This window comes from Nocardioides stalactiti (genome assembly GCF_014180715.1).
Lineage (GTDB): Bacteria > Actinomycetota > Actinomycetes > Propionibacteriales > Nocardioidaceae > Nocardioides > Nocardioides stalactiti.
Window position 1 is genome coordinate 1 of the sequence record NZ_JACEFC010000094.1, and the last position, 17238, is coordinate 17238.

The 17238-nt window shown below is 71.8% G+C and carries 14 protein-coding genes, 2 pseudogenes and 1 riboswitch; of the genes and pseudogenes, 3 read left to right on the top strand and 13 right to left on the bottom strand.

Annotated elements, in window-relative coordinates; all coding sequences use genetic code 11:
• Together H0487_RS16800 and H0487_RS16805 are read left to right on the top strand one after the other, a co-directional pair.
• Positions 1-2447: pseudogene (locus H0487_RS16800) on the top strand (adenylate/guanylate cyclase domain-containing protein); the annotation flags it as partial.
• Between the two features lie 33 nt (positions 2448-2480).
• Positions 2481-5057, top strand: a complete 2577-nt coding sequence (locus tag H0487_RS16805) for an ATP-binding protein (protein WP_183095384.1) — start codon at positions 2481-2483, stop codon at positions 5055-5057.
• 12 nt (positions 5058-5069) lie between these two features.
• Here H0487_RS16805 and H0487_RS16810 read toward each other — a convergent pair whose 3' ends face one another.
• From H0487_RS16810 to H0487_RS16850, 9 genes are all read right to left on the bottom strand, one after another.
• The gene (locus H0487_RS16810; protein ID WP_183095385.1) at positions 5070-5537 is read right to left on the bottom strand and encodes a PH domain-containing protein; all 468 of its coding nucleotides are present in this window, start codon (positions 5535-5537) and stop codon (positions 5070-5072) included.
• Complete coding sequence (hisG, locus tag H0487_RS16815; RefSeq protein WP_183095386.1) at positions 5525-6373, bottom strand: ATP phosphoribosyltransferase; 849 nt, start codon at positions 6371-6373, stop codon at positions 5525-5527. The genes H0487_RS16810 and hisG overlap by 13 nt, the downstream gene beginning before the upstream one ends.
• Positions 6374-6380: 7 nt before the next feature.
• Positions 6381-6644 (bottom strand): phosphoribosyl-ATP diphosphatase, encoded by a 264-nt coding sequence (locus tag H0487_RS16820; RefSeq protein WP_183095387.1) that lies wholly within the window; start codon positions 6642-6644, stop codon positions 6381-6383.
• An 11-nt stretch (positions 6645-6655) separates the two neighbouring features.
• Positions 6656-7141: a 6,7-dimethyl-8-ribityllumazine synthase gene (gene ribH / locus H0487_RS16825; RefSeq protein WP_183095388.1), complete on the bottom strand. Its 486-nt coding sequence runs from the start codon at positions 7139-7141 to the stop codon at positions 6656-6658.
• 1 nt (position 7142) lies between these two features.
• Positions 7143-8438: a bifunctional 3,4-dihydroxy-2-butanone-4-phosphate synthase/GTP cyclohydrolase II gene (locus H0487_RS16830; RefSeq protein ID WP_183095389.1), complete on the bottom strand. Its 1296-nt coding sequence runs from the start codon at positions 8436-8438 to the stop codon at positions 7143-7145.
• The gene (locus H0487_RS16835; RefSeq protein ID WP_183095390.1) at positions 8431-9018 is read right to left on the bottom strand and encodes a riboflavin synthase; all 588 of its coding nucleotides are present in this window, start codon (positions 9016-9018) and stop codon (positions 8431-8433) included. Before H0487_RS16835 ends, H0487_RS16830 begins: the two co-directional genes overlap by 8 nt.
• Position 9019: 1 nt before the next feature.
• On the bottom strand, positions 9020-10054 hold the full coding sequence (gene ribD / locus H0487_RS16840) for a bifunctional diaminohydroxyphosphoribosylaminopyrimidine deaminase/5-amino-6-(5-phosphoribosylamino)uracil reductase RibD (RefSeq protein ID WP_183095397.1): 1035 nt from the start codon (positions 10052-10054) through the stop codon (positions 9020-9022).
• A gap of 118 nt (positions 10055-10172) precedes the next feature.
• Positions 10173-10302: riboswitch (FMN riboswitch) on the bottom strand.
• Positions 10303-10395: 93 nt separating this feature from the next.
• Positions 10396-11934 carry a hypothetical protein gene (locus tag H0487_RS16845; RefSeq protein ID WP_183095391.1) on the bottom strand — a complete coding sequence of 513 codons (1539 nt, stop codon included), beginning with the start codon at positions 11932-11934 and terminating at the stop codon, positions 10396-10398.
• Positions 11935-12033: 99 nt separating this feature from the next.
• The gene (locus H0487_RS16850) at positions 12034-12450 is read right to left on the bottom strand and encodes a GNAT family N-acetyltransferase (protein ID WP_183095392.1); all 417 of its coding nucleotides are present in this window, start codon (positions 12448-12450) and stop codon (positions 12034-12036) included.
• Between the two features lie 185 nt (positions 12451-12635).
• Between H0487_RS16850 and H0487_RS16855 the strand changes: the two genes are divergently transcribed.
• On the top strand, positions 12636-14009 hold the full coding sequence (locus H0487_RS16855; RefSeq protein WP_183095393.1) for an HNH endonuclease signature motif containing protein: 1374 nt from the start codon (positions 12636-12638) through the stop codon (positions 14007-14009).
• Positions 14010-14067: 58 nt separating this feature from the next.
• Here the strand turns inward: H0487_RS16855 and rpe are convergent, their stop codons facing one another.
• The 4 genes and pseudogenes from rpe to H0487_RS16875 all read right to left on the bottom strand — a co-directional run.
• Positions 14068-14727 carry a ribulose-phosphate 3-epimerase gene (gene rpe, locus H0487_RS16860; protein WP_183095394.1) on the bottom strand — a complete coding sequence of 220 codons (660 nt, stop codon included), beginning with the start codon at positions 14725-14727 and terminating at the stop codon, positions 14068-14070.
• An 11-nt stretch (positions 14728-14738) separates the two neighbouring features.
• Positions 14739-15707, bottom strand: coding sequence for a non-homologous end-joining DNA ligase (gene ligD, locus H0487_RS16865; protein ID WP_183095395.1), 969 nt, complete (start codon positions 15705-15707; stop codon positions 14739-14741).
• 54 nt (positions 15708-15761) lie between these two features.
• On the bottom strand, positions 15762-16781 hold the full coding sequence (locus tag H0487_RS16870; protein WP_183095396.1) for an LLM class flavin-dependent oxidoreductase: 1020 nt from the start codon (positions 16779-16781) through the stop codon (positions 15762-15764).
• A gap of 14 nt (positions 16782-16795) precedes the next feature.
• A pseudogene (locus H0487_RS16875) lies at positions 16796-17238 on the bottom strand (rRNA cytosine-C5-methyltransferase); the annotation flags it as partial.

The following is a 17238-nucleotide window of genomic DNA, read 5'->3' on the forward strand; positions in this document are numbered from 1 at the left end:
ACGAGGGCGACGCGTTCGGAGCCGCCTTCGGCGATCCCGCCGAAGCCGTCGCGGCCGTCCAGGAGATCCAGCAGCAGATCCGAGCGGCCACCTGGCCTGCCGGGGAGGTCGTCCGCGTCCGGATGGGACTGCACTACGGGGAACCCAAGGTCCGCGGCGACGACTACTGGGGCGAGGACGTGCACTTCGCCGCCCGGGTCTGCGCGGCCGCCCACGGCGGCCAGGTGGTGACGAGCGCTGCCATGAGAGCAGCAGTCCCCGGATCGGCCGCGCTCAGCCTGGGGCACCACGGGCTCAAGGACTTCCCCACCCCGCGCGAGCTGTTCCAGCTTGCGTTCCCGGGGCACGACGAGCGTTTCCCTGCTCCGCGCACCCTGTCCACGTTCCGCACCAACCTGCCCTCCATCGACGCTCCCCTGTTCGGTCGCGAGGACACGCTGGCCGACGTCGAGCAGCTGTTGGCCGACGGGCGGCGGCTGGTCACCCTGATCGGTCCGGGCGGGGTCGGGAAGACCAGGACCGCAGTCGCCCTCGGCGAACGGGTGGCGTCGTCGTACGCCGACGGGGTCGCCTTCGTCCCTCTCGCCGCGGTGGACCAGGCTGCCGTGGCAGCAGCCGTGGCGGACGCGACCGGAGCGCCGCGTGGCGGTGCGGGCGACGACGTCGCGGTCATCGAGCACCTGCGACGGCGGGAGCTGCTCCTCGTGCTGGACAACTGCGAGCACCTGCCGGACGCTGCTGCCGCCCTGATCGCCCCGCTGCTCGCCGAGGCGCCGGGGGTCTCCGTGCTGGCCACCAGCCAGTTCCCGCTGGACCTGACGGCCGAGGTCGTCCACCGCGTCCCGCCCCTCGTCGTCGGCCGGTCGGGGGGCCCCACCTCGCCGCCGGGCTCCGCGATCACCATGTTCGTCGAACGCGCCCGGGCGCGGGACGCGTCGTTCACGGTCGCCGACCTCGACCAGGTCGCCGAGGTGTGCCGCCTGCTCGACGGGCTGCCGCTCGCGCTCGAGCTGGCGTCGGCCCGGGTGCGCACCACCGGCGTCGAACGACTGCTGGCGGCGCTGCGGCGCGACCTCGACGTCCTCGGCGCCGCTGGGCGGGACCTGCCTGACCGCCAGCGCTCGCTCCGTGCCGCGCTCGAATGGACCCTGTCGCTGCTGACGGAGCCCGAGCGCGAGGTCTTCGCAGCACTGGGCGCGTTCGCGGAGTCGTGGTCGATCGAGGAGGCCGAGCAGCTGTTCGAGGGCGACCTGGACGAGCTCGAGGTGTGGGACGCGCTCACCCGGCTCGCCGACGCCTCGCTCGTGGTGGTCAGGGGCGACGGCCGGTTCGCGATGCCGGAGCGGGTACGGCGCCACGCCGTCGAGCTGCTCCGCGCCGGCCTCGGGGACGACCGGTGGCGGCGTCGGCACGCCGAGGTCGTCGGACGGGAGTTCCGAGAGCTCTCGCTCGAGGTGTTCGTCGACTGCCGACGGATGCTGGCGAACCTCAACGACCTGCTGCCGGAGGTGCTGCAGGCCCTGACCTGGGCGAAGCGCGACGCCCCCGACCTGTACCGGCACGTCGTCGGCATGGCCGCACCGGGCCTGGCCCAGCTCGGACGGCTGCTCGTCGTCGCGCCCGACCTGCCGCAGCTCGCTCCGCCCGGGGAAGTGGTGCACGACCAGGACGACGCGGCGATCGCCTTCGCCCTCGGCCTCGTGCACAACATGGAGTGGTCCACCGACACCGAGGCGGAGGTCCGTCTGTTCGAGCGCGCGGCCGCGGGCTTCGCCGCCCACGGCGACCCTCGCCAGGTCGTGACCGCCCACTACCGGTCGTCGATCGCCTCCGAGATCAGCGGCAGTGACCCCGAGGCGGCACTGCGCAGCCTCCGCGACCTCCGAGCCGTCGCAGAGGGGATCGACGACCCTCGATGGGTGGTGGAGGCGGCCCGGGCGGAGGCGGCGGCCCTCGTCGTGGAGGACGCGGCATCCCGTGCCCGCCGCAGCGAGATCCTGGAGCGGCACGGCGTCGGCGTCGGCGCCTACAGCGTCAACCACGTCTTCAGCGAGTCGCCGATCGCCCACCTGGAGGGAGACGACCTGAGAGCGGTCGCGCTCTGCGGCCACGCGTTCCGGGAGACCCCCCGCCAGCACCTCTACCTGACCCTGAACCTCGTGAAGCTCCTCGCCTGGCTGCTCGCCGACGCGGGCCACGACGAGCACGCGGAGGAGCTGCGCAGTGGCGTGCACGCGGCGTACCGCGCCCGCACCGGCGCCGAGCACGGCGACCTGCTGGCCTCCTACGCGCCGTCCTTCGCAGCCAGCGCGGCTCGGCTCGGCGACCGGCTCGCCGTGGTCCGGGCCCGCGGGGAGAGCCTCGACTACGACGCGTTGGTCGACCGTGCGCTGGAGCTGGCCGACGACCTCGGCACGGCCGAGCCGGGCGGGCCCGGCCAAGCCTGAGACACGGTCGGCGCCGCGCACTAGCCTTCCCACGTGAGCGCCGCTGCCTCCACGGCGCTCCCGTCCGGGCGGGTGGCGCTGCTGTTCTCCGACATCCAGGGCTCGACCGCGCTCCTGAACCGCCTCGGCGCGTCGTACGGCGACCTCCTCGACGAGCACGACCGGTTGGTCCGCGCCGCCTTCGCGCGGCACGACGGCAGCGAGTTCTCCCACGAGGGAGACGGCTTCGGGGCCGCCTTCGCCGACCCCGTCGCCGCGACCCGTGCGGCACTCGACATCCAGCGGGAGCTCGCTCGGACGACGTGGCCCGAGAACGAGCGGGTACGGGTCCGGATCGGGCTGCACTACGGCGAGCCCAAGGTCCGCGGCGACGACTACTGGGGCGAGGACGTCCACTTCGCGGCCCGCGTCTGCTCCGCGGCGCACGGCGGTCAGGTCCTGGCCAGCGCGGCCATGCGGGCGACGGTCCCGGCCGACGGCGCGTTCAGCCTGGGGCACCACGGTCTCAAGGACTTCCCCACGCCGCGCGAGCTGTTCCAGGTCATCGAGCCGGACACCGACCCCGAACGGTTCCCCGCCCCGCGGACACTGTCCACCTTCCACGGCAACCTCCCGTCGATCGCGGGCCCGCTCTTCGGCCGCGAGGCCACCATGGACGAGCTCACGGCCCTGCTGACCGGCGACCGGCGCCTGGTGACGGTGATCGGGCCCGGCGGCATCGGCAAGACCCGGCTGGCGGTCGCTCTCGGCGATCGGCTCACGACCCACTTCGCGGACGGCGTCGCCTTCGCCTCCCTCGCCCCGGTCGACGACGAGAACGCCGCGGCGACCGTGGCCGACGCCGCCGGCGCGCCTCGGGGCGGTGACCCGCTGGTCGCGCTCCGGGAGCACCTCCGGTCGCGCCGGATGCTCCTCATCCTCGACAACTGCGAGCACCTCGCGACCACCGCCGGCGCGATCGCCCTCGACCTCCTCGAGCACTGCCCGGGCGTCGTCGTGCTCACGACCGCGCAGGTGCCGCTCGGCCTGTTCGAGGAGACCGTGCACCGGCTGGAGCCGCTCGCCTCGGCGGGATCGGCCGTCGAGATGCTGGTCGCGCGTGCCCACGCCCGCGACAGCGCGTTCGACCTCGACGCCACCGACGTCGCGACCGTCGAGCGGCTGTGCGACCTCCTCGAGGGTCTCCCCCTGGCGATCGAGCTCGCGTCCGCCCGCGTCCGGGTCTTCGGCGTCGGTCGGCTGGTCGCCGCACTGGAGCGCGACGTCGACGCGCTCGGCAGCGGCGGGCGTGACATGCCCGTCCGTCAGCAGTCGCTCCGTGCGGCGCTCGACTGGACGCTGTCGCTGCTCACGCCCGAGGAGAGGGACGTCTTCGCGGGACTCGCGGCGTTCACCGAGTCGTGGTCGATCGAGCAGGCCGAGCAGGTCTTCTCCGCAGAGCTCGGCGAGCTGGCCGTGTGGAATGCCCTCAACCGGCTCATCGACGCATCGCTGGTGGTGGTCAAGGGCGACGGGCGCTTCGCGATGCCCGAACGCATCCGACGCCATGCGCAGGAGATGCTCGCGGCGTCCGCTGTCGAGGACCGTCGGCGGCGCCGGCACGCGGAGGTCGTCGGCGAGGAGATGCGCGACGTCGCCCTCCAGGTGCACGTCGACTACCGCCGGATGCTGGCCAACGTCGAGGACCTGTTGCCGGAGGTGCTGCAGGCGCTGGCCTGGACCCGGGCCCACGCCGCGGACACCTACCGGCACGTCGTCGGGCTGACCGCCCCGGGCCTGGCCAAGCTGGGTCGGTTGGCGGTCGTCTCCGACGACCTGCCTCGACTGGCGCGCCGCGGGGTCGAGTCGCGCGACTACGACGACGCAGCGCTGGCGTTCGCCGAGGGGCTCGCCCACTCGATGCGGTGGTCGACCGAGACCGAGGCGGAGGTCGCGACCTTCGAACGCGCCGCGAGGGGCTTCGAGACGCACGGCGACGTGCGCGAGGCGGTGACGGCGGGATACCGGGCGGCGTACGCGCTCGAGGCGGCCGGCCGGATCGGACCCGCGCTGGCGCGGGTCGACCTGCTCGAGCCGCTGGTCGACGCGATCGGCGACCGCCGGTGGCGCCAGGAGTGGGAGCGTCGGGCAGCGGCCATCTTCGAGCTCGACCCCACGAGCCTGGCGCGGCGGCGCGAGGTCCTCGACCGTTGGGGCATCGGGACCGGCACCTACGCGGTGAGCCACGGCTACAACGAGGCGATCATCGCGGGGCTCGCCGGCGACCCGTCGCTCGCGCTCATCCGGTGCGAGGAGGCGCTGCGGGACGTTCCCCGACAACAGCTCTACATCGTGCTCGACCACGTGAAGTGCGTCGCCTGGCTGCTGGCCGAGCTCGGCCGGGACGTCCAGTCGGTCGAGATGCGGGCCGCGATCGACGCGGTCTACCGGGCGCGGACCGGGGCCGAGCACGGCGACGTGATGCCGGAGTACACCCACGCCTTCGCCGCCTCCGAGCGCCGGCTCCCCCGTCCGGAGCTGACCCTCGCACGGGAGCGCGGTGCAGCGCTGACGTACGACGACGCGGTCGACGTGGCGCTGCGCTACGCGAGCGCTCGTCTCACCGCGTGACCGGCGCCGAGGTCAGCGGGCGTCGACGAGTGCGCGCAGCTCGCGGAGGGCCGCCTTCGCGCGGGCACCGTCCGAGCCGTGGATGCCCATGCCGGACAGCGTCGTGCCGTCGTCGAGGTCGAAGGTCGGCCAGGGGGCGCCGACGGTCATCGAGACCCGGACCACCTGTGCCCACACCAGGGTGCGCTTGCGATAGCCGTTGACGACGACCAGGCCGTCCTCGGTCGCGGTGATCCGCGAGCGGGCCATCCCGTTGAGCAGAGCCAGGCCGAGCAGCACGAAGCCGATGACGGTCGCCTTCTGAAGACCGCTCACGTCGGCTCGGGTCTGGTCGTCGAAGCTGATCCAGAGCCAGCCGAACGCCAGGACCAGGAACGTCCCGAAGCCGACCGCCGCGATCCGTGGCCCGAACGGACGCCAGGTCCGGGGCAGCTCGACGTCGGTCACGGTCTCGTCCGCCGTCCCCGTCACAGCCGGCACGCGTGGATGTCGGTGAGCAGGATCGCCCGCGCCCCGAGGTCCCAGAGCTCGTCCATCAGCCGCTGCGCACCGGCCCGCGGGACCATCGCGCGGACGGCGACCCAGCCCTCCCGGTGCAGCGGGGAGACCGTCGGTCCCTCCAGGCCCGGGGTCAGCGCGACCGCGTCGGTCACCTTCGACACCTCGATGTCGTAGTCCATCATCACGTAGCCGCGCGCCACGAGGACGCCTTCGACCCGTCGCTTGAATACCTCGAACGCCGGCGAACCGTTGCCCGCACGGGTGATGAGGACCGCCTCGGAGTCGAGGATGGCCTCGCCGAAGACCTCCAGGCCGGCCTGGCGCAGCGTGCTGCCCGTCTCCACGACGTCGGCGATGACGTCGGCGACGCCGAGCTGGATGCTGGACTCGACGGCACCGTCGAGACGCACCACGTGGGCCTCGATGCCGCGCTGGTCCAGGAAGCCCTGGACGATCCCGGTGTAGGACGTCGCGATCCGCTTCCCGGCGAGCTCGGCGAGGTCGCTGAACGCGCCCCGTGGTCCGGCGAAGCGGAAGGTGCTGCGCCCGAAGCCGAGCGCCATCACCTCCTCGGCCTTCGCGCCGGAGTCGAGCAGCAGGTCGCGGCCCGTGATGCCGACGTCGAGCGTCCCCTCCCCGACGTACAGCGCGATGTCGCGCGGGCGCAGGTAGAAGAACTCGACGTCGTTCTCGGCGTCGACGAGCCGCAGCTCCTTGGAGTCGGTGCGCTGGCGGTAGCCGGACTCCTTGAGGATGTCGGTGGCGGCAGCGGAGAGCGCCCCCTTGTTGGGGATCGCGATCTTGAGGCTGGGCATGTCAGTCCTAGAGGTGGCTGTAGACGTCTGCTGGCTCGAGGCCGAGGGCGAGCATCAGGACCTGGGTGTGGTAGATCAGCTGGCTGATCTCCTCCGCGGCCCGGTCCTTGCCCTCATGCTCGGCGGCCATCCAGGACTCGGCGGCCTCCTCGACCAGCTTCTTGCCGATCTGGTGGACACCGGCGTCCAGCGCCGCGACCGTGCCGGAACCGGCGGGCCGCGTGCGAGCCTTGTCGCTCAGCTCGGCCCAGAGCTCGTCGAACGTCTTCACGGTAGTGAAGGTTACGGCGTGTGCCGCTTGACCCTGCGCAGGGTCTGGGCGGTGAGAAGCGCAGCGGAGGCCGCCTCGTATCCCTTGTCCTCCTGCGAGCCCTCCAGACCGGCCCGATCGAGCGCCTGCTGCTCGTTGTCGCAGGTGAGGACGCCGAAGCCGATCGCGACCTGGTGGTCGAGCGCCACCCGGCCCAGACCGTCGGTCGCGGCGTTGCACACGTAGTCGAAGTGCGGGGTGCCGCCGCGGATCACCACACCGAGGGCGATCACGGCGTCGTACCGCTGGTCGGCGAGCGCCGCGGCGACGACCGGGAGCTCGAACGTGCCCGGCACCCGGACGACGACAGGAGCCTCGACCCGGTGGTCGCGGAACGCGCGCTCGGCGCCGGCGAGCAGCCCGTCCATGACCTGGGTGTGCCAGCTGGCCGCGACGACCGCGACCCGGAGGTCGTGGCAGTCGACGGGTTCGGTCGTGGGTGCACCGTGTCCGGCCATCTCAGAGATCTCCTGCGTCGAGGCTGTCGGGGGCGCCCGGAGCACCGGTCGGCTCCAGGTCGGGGAGGTGGTGGCCCATCCGGTCCCGCTTGGTCAGCAGGTAGGCCAGGTTGTGGTCGTTGGGGTGAGGCGTCAGCGGGACGCGCTCGGCGACCTTGATGCCGTAGTCCTCGAGGTTGCTGACCTTGTCGGGGTTGTTGGTCAGCAGCCGGACCTCGCCGATGCCGAGGTCCTTGAGGACCTGGGTCGCTGCGCCGTAGTGGCGGGCGTCGGCCGGCAGTCCGAGGTCCAGGTTGGCGTCGACCGTGTCGCGGCCGCCGTCCTGGAGCTGATAGGCCTGCAGCTTGGCGACGAGGCCGATCCCCCGGCCCTCGTGACCGCGGAGGTAGACCACGACGCCGCGACCCTCCTCGACGATCCGGTCCATCGCCTCGTTGAGCTGGGGACCGCAGTCGCAGCGGCTGCTGCCGAACACGTCGCCGGTGAGGCACTCCGAGTGCACCCGGGTCAGGACCGGCTGGCCGTCGGACAGCGACGCCGGGTCGCCGTACACGAGGGCGACGTGCTCGCTGCCGTCGACGGTGATCGTGTAGCCGTAGGCGGTGAACTCGCCGTGGCTCGTGGGAAGCCGGGTCTCGGCCTCGCGGATCACGTGGATCTCGTTGCGGCGCCGGTACTTCACCAGCTCCTCGATGGAGATCATCGCCAGGTCGTGCTCGTCGGCGAACGCCCGCAGCTCGGGGGCACGCTTCATCGTGCCGTCGTCGTTGACGACCTCGACGAGGACGCCGGCGGGCGTCAGGCCGGCCAGCTTCGCCAGGTCGACAGCCGCCTCGGTGTGGCCGCGACGGACGAGGACGCCGCCCTCGCGGTAGCGCAGCGGGAAGACGTGGCCCGGGCGGGTGATCTCCCACGGCTCGGTGGCCGAGTCGGCGAGCACTCGCGCGGTGTGGGCACGGTCGGCGGCGGAGATGCCGGTGGAGACACCGTCCCTGGCGTCGACCGAGATCGTGTACGCCGTCCGCATCTTGTCCTTGTTGTGCGGCGTCATCAGCGGGATCTCGAGCCGGTCGAGCATGGCGCCCGGCATCGGCAGGCAGATCACGCCGCTGCTGTAGCGGATCGTCCACGCCATCAGCTCAGGCGTCGCCTTCGCGGCGGCGAAGATGATGTCGCCCTCGTTCTCGCGCTCCTCGTCGTCGACGACGATGACGGCCTTGCCGGCAGCGATGTCGGCGATCGCGCGCTCGACCGGGTCGAGCCGCACCTTGCCGGTGGGGCCGGTGGGGTCAGTCATTCTTGATCAGCCTTTCGACGTGCTTGGCGATGATGTCCGCCTCGAGGTTCACCGGGTCGCCGGGCTGCTTGAAGCCGAGCGTGGTGCGGGCGAGGGTCTCCGGGATGAGGGAGACCACGAAGGTCTCGTCGTGGAGCTCGGCGACCGTCAGCGAGATGCCGTCGACGGTGATCGAGCCGTGCAGGACGACGTAGCGCCGGATCGGTTCCGGCAGCGCGATCTCGACGAGCTCCCAGTGCTCGCCGGGAGTCCGGCGCAGGATCGTGCCGGTCGTGTCGACGTGCCCCTGGACGATGTGGCCGCCGAGACGGGTCTGCGGGGTGCACGCCCGTTCGAGGTTGACCCGGTGGCCGACGGCGAGCGCGCCCAGCGACGTCTTGTCGAGCGTCATCTTCATGACGTCCGCCGTGAACGACGCGTCGCCGAGGGAGGCGACCGTCAGGCAGCAGCCGTTGACGGCGATCGAGTCGCCGAGCGCGGCGTCCGTCGTGACGGAGCCGCCGATGGTGAGTCGTACGGCGTCGGACTGCTCCTCGAGCGCGACGACGGTGCCGAGCTCCTCGACGATGCCGGTGAACATGTCAGCCCTCCTTCGGGGCGGTCGGGCGCAGCGTGAGCCGCAGGTTGATCCCGCTGTCGTCGGGATCGTCGCTGTCGGGCAGCAGCACGAGCGTGTCGACGAGGTCGAGCCGCAGCGCCTTGTCGATGCTGCGCAGGCCCAGGTTGGCGACCGCCGACTTGCCGCTCCCCAGCAGCAGCGGGGCGACGTAGACGAGGACCTCGTCGACGACCCCGGCCTTGAGGAAGGCGGCTGCCAGCTTGGGCCCACCCTCGAAGAACACGTGCTGCCGGCCGTGGTCGCGATAGAGCGTCTCGAGCGCGTCGACCGGGTCGTGCGTCCGGAGCTGGACCGTCTCGGCGGCGTCGTCGAGGACCCTGCTCCCCGCCGGCAGGTCCCGCTCCCCCATCACCGCGCGCAGCGGCTGGAGCTCGAGCAGGCCGCCGTCGGCGTCTCGGACCGTCAGCTGAGGATCGTCGACCTCCACCGTGTTGGTGCCGACGAGGATCGTGTCGCACAGCGCCCGCAGCACGTGGGTGTCACGACGCGCGGCCGGCGAGGAGACCCAGCGCGAGCTGCCGTCGGAGGCGGCGCTCCTGCCGTCGAGGGTCGTGGCGAACTTCCAGGTGACGAAGGGGCGGCCGTTCTCGTGGGCGAACGACCAGGCGCGGTTGAGGCCGCGGGCGTCGTCGAGGAGGAGACCGTGCTCGACCTCGATCCCCGCCTCTGCGAGGGTCTCGAGGCCGCCGCCGGCAACCGGGTTGGGGTCACGCTGGGCGACGACCACCTTGGCGACGCCGGCAGCGATCAGGGCCTGCGAGCACGGGCCCGTCCGGCCGGTGTGGTTGCAGGGCTCGAGGGTGACGACCGCGGTCGCACCGCGCGCCCGCTCCCCGGCCGCCGCGAGCGCCTCGACCTCGGCGTGGGGGGTTCCGGCGCCGTGGTGGAAGCCCTCCCCGACGACGGTGCCGTCGGGGTCGAGCAGGACGCAACCCACCCGCGGGTTGGGGCCGAGGGGAACGCCGGGCGACGCCGCGAGCTGCAGCGCGCGCTGCATCGCGTCGTACTCCTGGGCGAAGGTCTCCGCCACACCTGTCCTCTCGGTTGTCCTCTGCTCGGACTCCGGGGTGACAGGGGCGGAGGGCGGCGCGGCTCGGCCACGTCGTCCACCACTCGTGCGTGCGCTTCCCATCCGGACTTTGACCGTCGGTCCAGGAGTTGCACCTGGTCAACCGATCACTGGCGGTGATCGGGTCGCGGACTGTTACCGCCGGCTCGGATTTTCACCGACCCCAGAGCACGCGAGCTCTTGAGAGAATCGTCCCACAAGCGTCCGGTATTCCCGCAACGTGTCCCTCGTCTCGGACGGCAGGCGTCGCCGGGAGGCCGATCGGCGGCTCAGACCAGGTCGAACCGGAAGGTCCGGTGCGGGGTGTCGATGTCGAAGAGGGTGCTCCCGTCCTCGTCGTCGACGAAGTAGAGCTGGACGTCCGCACGGAAGGCGTCGCCGCCGTGCTCCAGGACGAGCTGCTGGGTCCGGCCGCCGATGAAGCGGTAGCGCCCCGACCAACGGACCTCGCGGTTGGCGGCCGGATGCCGACCCTGGTAGCGGTAGCTGCCGTCGGCGGGCAGCCGCAGGGCCCCCCACCTGCTCTCACCGTGGTAGGCGAACCGATCGCCGGTGCGCGCCGGATGGACGACGTGCGAGGGGAAGTAGAAACCGTACTTGCCGCCTCCGGGCAGCTTCCAGTACCCGGGGTTCGGGAACCAGCGGCCGCGCTTGTCGTCGATCTGGATCTGCAGCGTCGCCTCGTCGTAGTAGTAGCGGTGGCAGCCGTACGGCGACCCTCTCCGCACGGCCGTGCACGGCTTGGTCCGGGCGCCGACGTACTCCTCGGAGACGAAGACCCACTCGTCGTCGAGGAACTCGAAGGTGCGGTGGACGCCATAGCCCCCGATGTGCTCCCCGGTGAACCGGTCCCGCTCCCACCATGTGGTGCCGGCGAGGGTGCCTGTCCAGCCGGTCGGCGGGGGCAGCAGCATCCGCGGCCGGCAGTCCCACCGCACCGACTCCTCCGCCACGACGACGTCGCCGTCGAGGACGAGGACCGTGACCTGGTCGTCGTCGGGGTCGATCACCAGGCTCTCCGACCAGGTCGGCTCGGTCCAGGTGTCGACCTCGACGGGCACGACCGGGATGGACACGACCTCGAAGTGCCCCGGAGTGACGTGGACCTCCCCTGCCTCGAAGACGCTCGGGTGCGGGATCACGCCGGCGACGGGGAAGAGACCCGGGTCGGTGGTGAGCCGCACCTCGACGGCGTAGTTCTCACCCCACCGGGCCGTAGGACGACAGACGACGCCCAGCGGGAAACCGGCGCCGCGGACGAGGCGATCGGTCAGGTCGTAGGACGGGCTCCCCCAGATCCGCGGCCCGGGGTCGGTCGGGTCGGACGAGGCGTGGCTCCTGCCCTTCACGCAGTCGACCTCCGGGAACGGCGCGACGCCGACCCGCGCGACGTGCGCCCACTCCTCCGGCACCGTGAACTGCTGGGTCTGAGTCACCGGGGCGCTGTCGGCGTCGTAGACCTTCGCCGAAGCGGGGTTCCAGGTGTCGACCACGACCCAGCGTTCGACCGCGCAGGTGTCGTCTCCCGTGGTGGTCCCGACGCCGATGTAGAGGTAGCGGCCCGCCTTCGCCGGCCGCCAGCGGTAGGTGTCGACCTCGATCCGTCCCCGCGCCGCCTCGACCGTCACCGGGACGTCGGCGGAGTCGCCATCAGCCCGGAGCTGCACCTCAGCCGTCAGTGTCACCACCGGCTGCTCGCCGACGGCACCGGCGGGGGCCGCCGCGGTGGGAGGGCCGGGCGCGAGGAGCGCGACCGGGAGCGCCGCTGCCAGGACAGCGGCACCGAGGAGCCGTACTCGCAAGGGCATTCCCCTATTGGACGCCCTGGGCGGCCTCCGCGGGGTCAGCCCATCGGATGAATTCCCGCGGGCGCGGCATCAGCGTGCGACGCCGTGCACGCGCAGCGGTCACCCGGAGAGGGACTTTCGGAGGATCAGCTCTGCCGGCTCATCGGGAAGAAGCAGTGCCCCACAGTCGATGTAGCCGAGGCGGCGGTAGAGATGCTGTGCCCGCTCGGCCGAGACCGTCGACGTGAGCACCATCGTGTGGCCAGCGGCGACCTGGGCACTCTCCCAAGCAGCGACGAGCGCGGTGCCGACGCCCGCAGCGCGATGCTCCGGCACGACCCACAGGAAGTTCATGAAGGGGACCTCGTCCCAGAACATGCCCCAACGCAGACACCCCACGGCGACGTCGCCGATCTCCGCTGCCATCACCCGGCCCAGGGACACCAGCTCGGCCTGGACGCGGTCAGTCACGTGCCGATCGACCTCATGCAGGAAGGGCAGGTCCGACTCGGTCGCGACCCGGATCGTCACGCTCATGGCCTCACCCTCCCATCTCAGCCCGTCCGTACCTCGCCGAACGCTGACGAGTCACGCGGCCCAGCGAACGGCGGGCGGCGGGGCTGCGCCGGCTGATCTCCACAGGCCTCCCACACTGCCGGGTCTTCCACAGGCAACGTTCGGCGCACTTCGAAGTGTCGGCGGTCGGGTCTTTACTGTTGGGTATGGATCTCGGGACCGCTTCGCTCTTCGACCTCCCGGAGCCGCGGGTCGAGGTCGACGCGGTGGCGCCCGCGGTGGCAGCGGTGTCGACGAGTGATGCGCTGCTCGGCGAGATCCGGGACCGCCGGGACGCTATCGCCGAGCAGGAGATCGGGACGGTTCGGGCTGTCGCGGAATGGGCCACCCACCACACCGTCGCGGACCAAGTCTCCGCGGCGACGCTCACCGAGCGGGGGCTCGACACCGGTCTGCCGGTCGCGGGTCCGCGCGCGCCGCTGATCTCGGACTTCGCGGTGATGGAGCTCGCCGCGCTGCTGGGGAGGACGCTCGACTCGGGACGGTCCTTCGTCGGTCAGGTCGTCGAGCTCGCCTGGCGACTCCCCCGGACCTGGTCACGCGTCCTTGCCGGCGAGGTCAAGGTGTGGAAGGCGCTCAAGATCGCCGACACCACCCGCATCCTCCCCGCCGACGCCGCCTTGTTCGTCGACCGGCACCTGGCGCCGTTCGCGCACGGGATGTCGTGGGCGCAGGTCGACCGGCTCGTCGAGGAGGCGCTGGTGCGGTTCGACCCCGACGCTGCGGAGGAACGACGCCGCGAGGCCAACGAGACCCGGCACGTCGACCTCGGCATCGACCAGGTCGACATCAACGGGATCGCCCACGGGTCGACGGCGTTGGACCTGCCCGATGCCCTGGACCTGGAGAACGCGATCGCCCGCCGGGCGAAGGTCCGCGGTCAGCTGGGTGACACCGACTCCCTCGACGTGCGGCGTGCCAAGGCCCTCGGGGAGATCGCCCGGGAGGACCTGACCCTCGACCTGCACGTCGCCGACCCCGACACCGGCGAGATCCTCCGGACCGTCCCCGGCAACTCGACCGAGCTGGTCTTCCACCTGTCCGAGGACGCCCTCCACGCCACCGCCGGTGCCGGGGTCGCGCGCTGCGGGACCACCCGCACCCCGGTCACCGCCGAGCAGGTCCGCGACTGGCTGGGCAGAAGTCACGCGAAGATCACTGTCCGACCCGTCCGCGACCTCGCCGGCCACCAGCCCGTCGACTCCTACGAGATCCCCGACCGCATCCGCGCCCAGGTCACCACCCGAGACCACCACTGCGTCTTCCCGCACTGCACCAAGCCCGCCCAAGCCTGCGACCTCGACCACATCGAGCCGCACGGCGGCGAAGGCGAGACCTGTGCCTGCAACCTGGCACCCCTGTGCCGCGGGCACCACCGACTCAAGACGGCGAACCGCGCCCGTTATCGGATGCTGACCCCGGGCACGTACCTGTGGACCCTGCCCAGCGGCCAGTACCTCGTCGACCCCACCGGCACGTTCGGCATCGACGCCCCCGCCGCGGTCCCTCCCGACGAGTAGGGACATCGCCCCACACCCCGCCTGATCGGCGGGGTCATCGGCATGTCCTGACCAGCAGCTATGCGCCCTCGGCCTTGGCGCGGAGCGCAGCAACCATCTTGTCGGGGTCGTCGGCGGAGAACACGGCGCTCCCGGCGACGAAGACGTCCGCCCCGGCCTCCGCGCAGCGCTCGATCGTCTCCAGGGAGACGCCGCCGTCGACCTGGAGCCAGGTCTCGATGCCGTGCTTGTCCATCATCGCCCGCGCCCGACGGATCTTGGGCAGGCACAGGTCGAGGAACTTCTGCCCACCGAAGCCGGGCTCGACGGTCATGATCAGCAGCATGTCGAGCTCGGGGAGCAGGTCCTCGTAGGGCTCGATCGGGGTCGCGGGCTTCAACGCCATCGACGCCCGCGCGCCCGCGGCGCGGATCTCGCGGGCGAGCCGGACCGGGGCCTTGGCCGCCTCGACGTGGAAGGTGACCGACGCGCAGCCGGCCTCGACGTACGCCGGCGCGTTGCGGTCGGCGTCCGCGATCATCAGGTGCGCGTCGAGGGGGGTGTCCGTGGAGCGGGCGAGCGCCTCCACCATCGTCGGTCCGAACGTCAGGTTCGGGACGAAGTGGTTGTCCATCACGTCGACGTGGATCCAGTCCGCGCTGGGGATCCGCGCGACCTCCTCACCGAGGCGCGCGAAGTCGCTGTTGAGGATCGACGGCGTGATCTGGATGTGCCCCACGGGCCCTGATCCTAGTGATCATCCTCGCCCGGGTCGGCCCCGCCCTCGGCCTCGTCCCGGTCGGCCCACGCCAGCAACGGCGCGATGTCGAAGACGTGGTCGTCGATGTCGGCGTGCAGGTCGCCGATCTCGGCGAACCGCCGCGGGACGGTGGTGATCGTGAAGTCCCGCGGGTCGGCGTCGTCGATCTCGTCCCAGCGGATCGGTGTGGACACCCGTGCGTCGGGCAGGCCGCGCAGCGAGTACGCCGCCGCGATCGTGTGGTCGCGCGCGTTCTGGTTGTAGTCGACGAACACGTGCGCGGGGTCGCGGTCCTTCTTCCACCAGGTCGTCGTGACCAGGTCGGGCGCCCGGCGCTCGACCTCGCGGGCGAACGCGAGCGCACCGCGGCGGACCACCTTGTGGTCGCCGTCCGGCCGGATCCGGACATAGACGTGGAGGCCCTTGCTGCCGCTGGTCTTGGGGAACCCGACCGCGCCGAGCTCGTCGAGGACCTCCTTCGCCACGTGCGCGACCTTGCGCACGTCGTCGTACGTCGACCCCGGTCCGGGATCCAGGTCGATCCGCCACTCGTCGGGCTGCTCGGTCTGACCGCGTCGGCTGTTCCAGGGGTGGAACTCCACGGTCGACATCTGCACCGCCCAGATCACCGCGCCCAGCTCGGTGACGCAGAGCTCGTCCGCCGTACGGCTCCACCGCGGGAAGAACAGCTGGACGGTCTCGACCCAGTCCGGCGCCCCCGCCGGCAACCGCTTCTGGTGCACCTTGTCCCCCGCCAACCCCTTGGGGAACCGGTGGAGCATGCACGGCCTCTCCCACAGCGCGTTGACGATCCCCGGGCCGACCGCCAGGTAGTACTCGACGACGTCGAGCTTGGTCGCCCCGCGACTCCCGTTCTGGCCAGGGAAGTACACGCGATCCGGGTTGGTCACCTTCACCACCCGGTCATCGACCTCGATCTCGGTGAACGGTGACGCCATGTCCGCGAGCCTATCGACCCGCGCCGTCACAGCCCGCGCGATGGCGAGCGTCGCTCAGCGCCAGCCGAGCGCAGGGGCGACGTCGGACAGGATCGACTCCAGGACGTGCGCGTTGTAGTCGACGCCCAGCTGGTTGGGGACCGTCAACAACAGCGTGTCGGCAGCCGCGATGCCCTCATCAGCACGCAGCTGCTCGACCAGGACGTCCGGTTCGGCGGCGTACGAGCGACCGAAGACCGCGCGCATGTTGTCGATGGTGCCGACCTGGTCCGAGGACCCCCGGTCCGCGCCGAAGTAGGCACGGTCCAGGTCGTTGGTCAGGGCGAAGATGCTGCGGCTCACCGAGACCCGGGGCTCGCGCTCGTGCCCCGCTTCGCGCCACGCGTCCCGGAACGCCTCGATCTGCTTGCGCTGCTGGACGTGGAACGGCTCCCCCGACTCGTCGGCCTTGAGGGTCGAGCTCATCAGGTTCATCCCCATCTCCGCGGTCCACCGGGCGGTCGCGTCCGAGGCCGCGCCCCACCAGATCCGGTCGCGAAGCCCCTCGGAGTGCGGCTCGACACGGAGCAGTCCCGGCGGGTTGGGGAACATCGGCCGCGGGTTCGGCTCGGCGAAGCCCTCGCCCTTGAGCACCTCGAGGAAGACCTCGGTGTGCCGACGCGCCATGTCGGCCTCGGTCTCGCCCGCGGCGGGTGCGAATCCGAAGTAGCGCCACCCGTCGACGACCTGCTCCGGTGACCCGCGGCTGATGCCGAGCTGGAGACGGCCGCCGGAGATGAGGTCGGCTGCGCCCGCGTCCTCCGCCATGTACAGCGGGTTCTCGTACCGCATGTCGATCACGCCGGTGCCGATCTCGATTCGGCTCGTCCGCGCGCCGACAGCCGCCAGCAGCGGGAAAGGACTGGCGAGCTGACGCGCGAAGTGGTGCACCCGGAACGAGGCCGCGTCGACACCCAACTCCTCCGCTGCCACCGCGAGCTCGATGGACTGCCGAAGCACGTCGGCGGCCGATCGCGTCTGGGACTGCGGACTGGGCGTCCAATGACCGAACGACAGGAACCCGATCTTCTTCACGAAAGATTCAACGTTCAACCACTCTCGGCATTCCCGCCGGTACGACGCAGCAGGGCCAGGAACATCGCGTCGGTGCCGTGGCGGTGCGGCCACAGCTGGGCGGTGCCGGGGGTCGCTCCGTCGGCCGCGCCGATCCCCGGGAGCAGCGGCAGCACGTCCTCGACCACGACGTCGTCACGGCCGCCGAGCGTCGAGGTCACGACCTCGGCCGTCTCGGCGCGGACCGGTGAGCAGGTCGCGTAGAGCACCACTCCCCCGGGTCGGACCAGGTCGAGAGCACTGGCGAGCAGCCGCCGCTGAAGGAGCACGAGCGTCAGCAGGTCGTCCGGGCTGCGGCGCCAGCGCGCCTCCGGCCGCCGACGCAGCGCACCGAGGCCGGTGCACGGAGCGTCGACCAGGACCCGGTCCGCCGTCGCGGGCGCCAGCGGGGGCCTGGTGCCGTCAGCCGTGACGGCGC

Bases quoted from the DNA above. Each gene is read 5' to 3' on its own strand.
- hisG (WP_183095386.1), bottom strand. From the start codon at position 6,373: ATGCCCAGCCTCAAGATCGCGATCCCCAACAAGGGGGCGCTCTCCGCT.
- ribH (WP_183095388.1), bottom strand. From the start codon at position 7,141: ATGGCCGGACACGGTGCACCCACGACCGAACCCGTCGACTGCCACGAC.
- H0487_RS16830 (WP_183095389.1), bottom strand. From the start codon at position 8,438: ATGACTGACCCCACCGGCCCCACCGGCAAGGTGCGGCTCGACCCGGTC.
- H0487_RS16835 (WP_183095390.1), bottom strand. From the start codon at position 9,018: ATGTTCACCGGCATCGTCGAGGAGCTCGGCACCGTCGTCGCGCTCGAG.
- ribD (WP_183095397.1), bottom strand. From the start codon at position 10,054: ATGCAGCGCGCGCTGCAGCTCGCGGCGTCGCCCGGCGTTCCCCTCGGC.
- H0487_RS16845 (WP_183095391.1), bottom strand. From the start codon at position 11,934: ATGCCCTTGCGAGTACGGCTCCTCGGTGCCGCTGTCCTGGCAGCGGCG.
- H0487_RS16850 (WP_183095392.1), bottom strand. From the start codon at position 12,450: ATGAGCGTGACGATCCGGGTCGCGACCGAGTCGGACCTGCCCTTCCTG.
- H0487_RS16855 (WP_183095393.1), top strand. From the start codon at position 12,636: ATGGATCTCGGGACCGCTTCGCTCTTCGACCTCCCGGAGCCGCGGGTC.
- ligD (WP_183095395.1), bottom strand. From the start codon at position 15,707: ATGGCGTCACCGTTCACCGAGATCGAGGTCGATGACCGGGTGGTGAAG.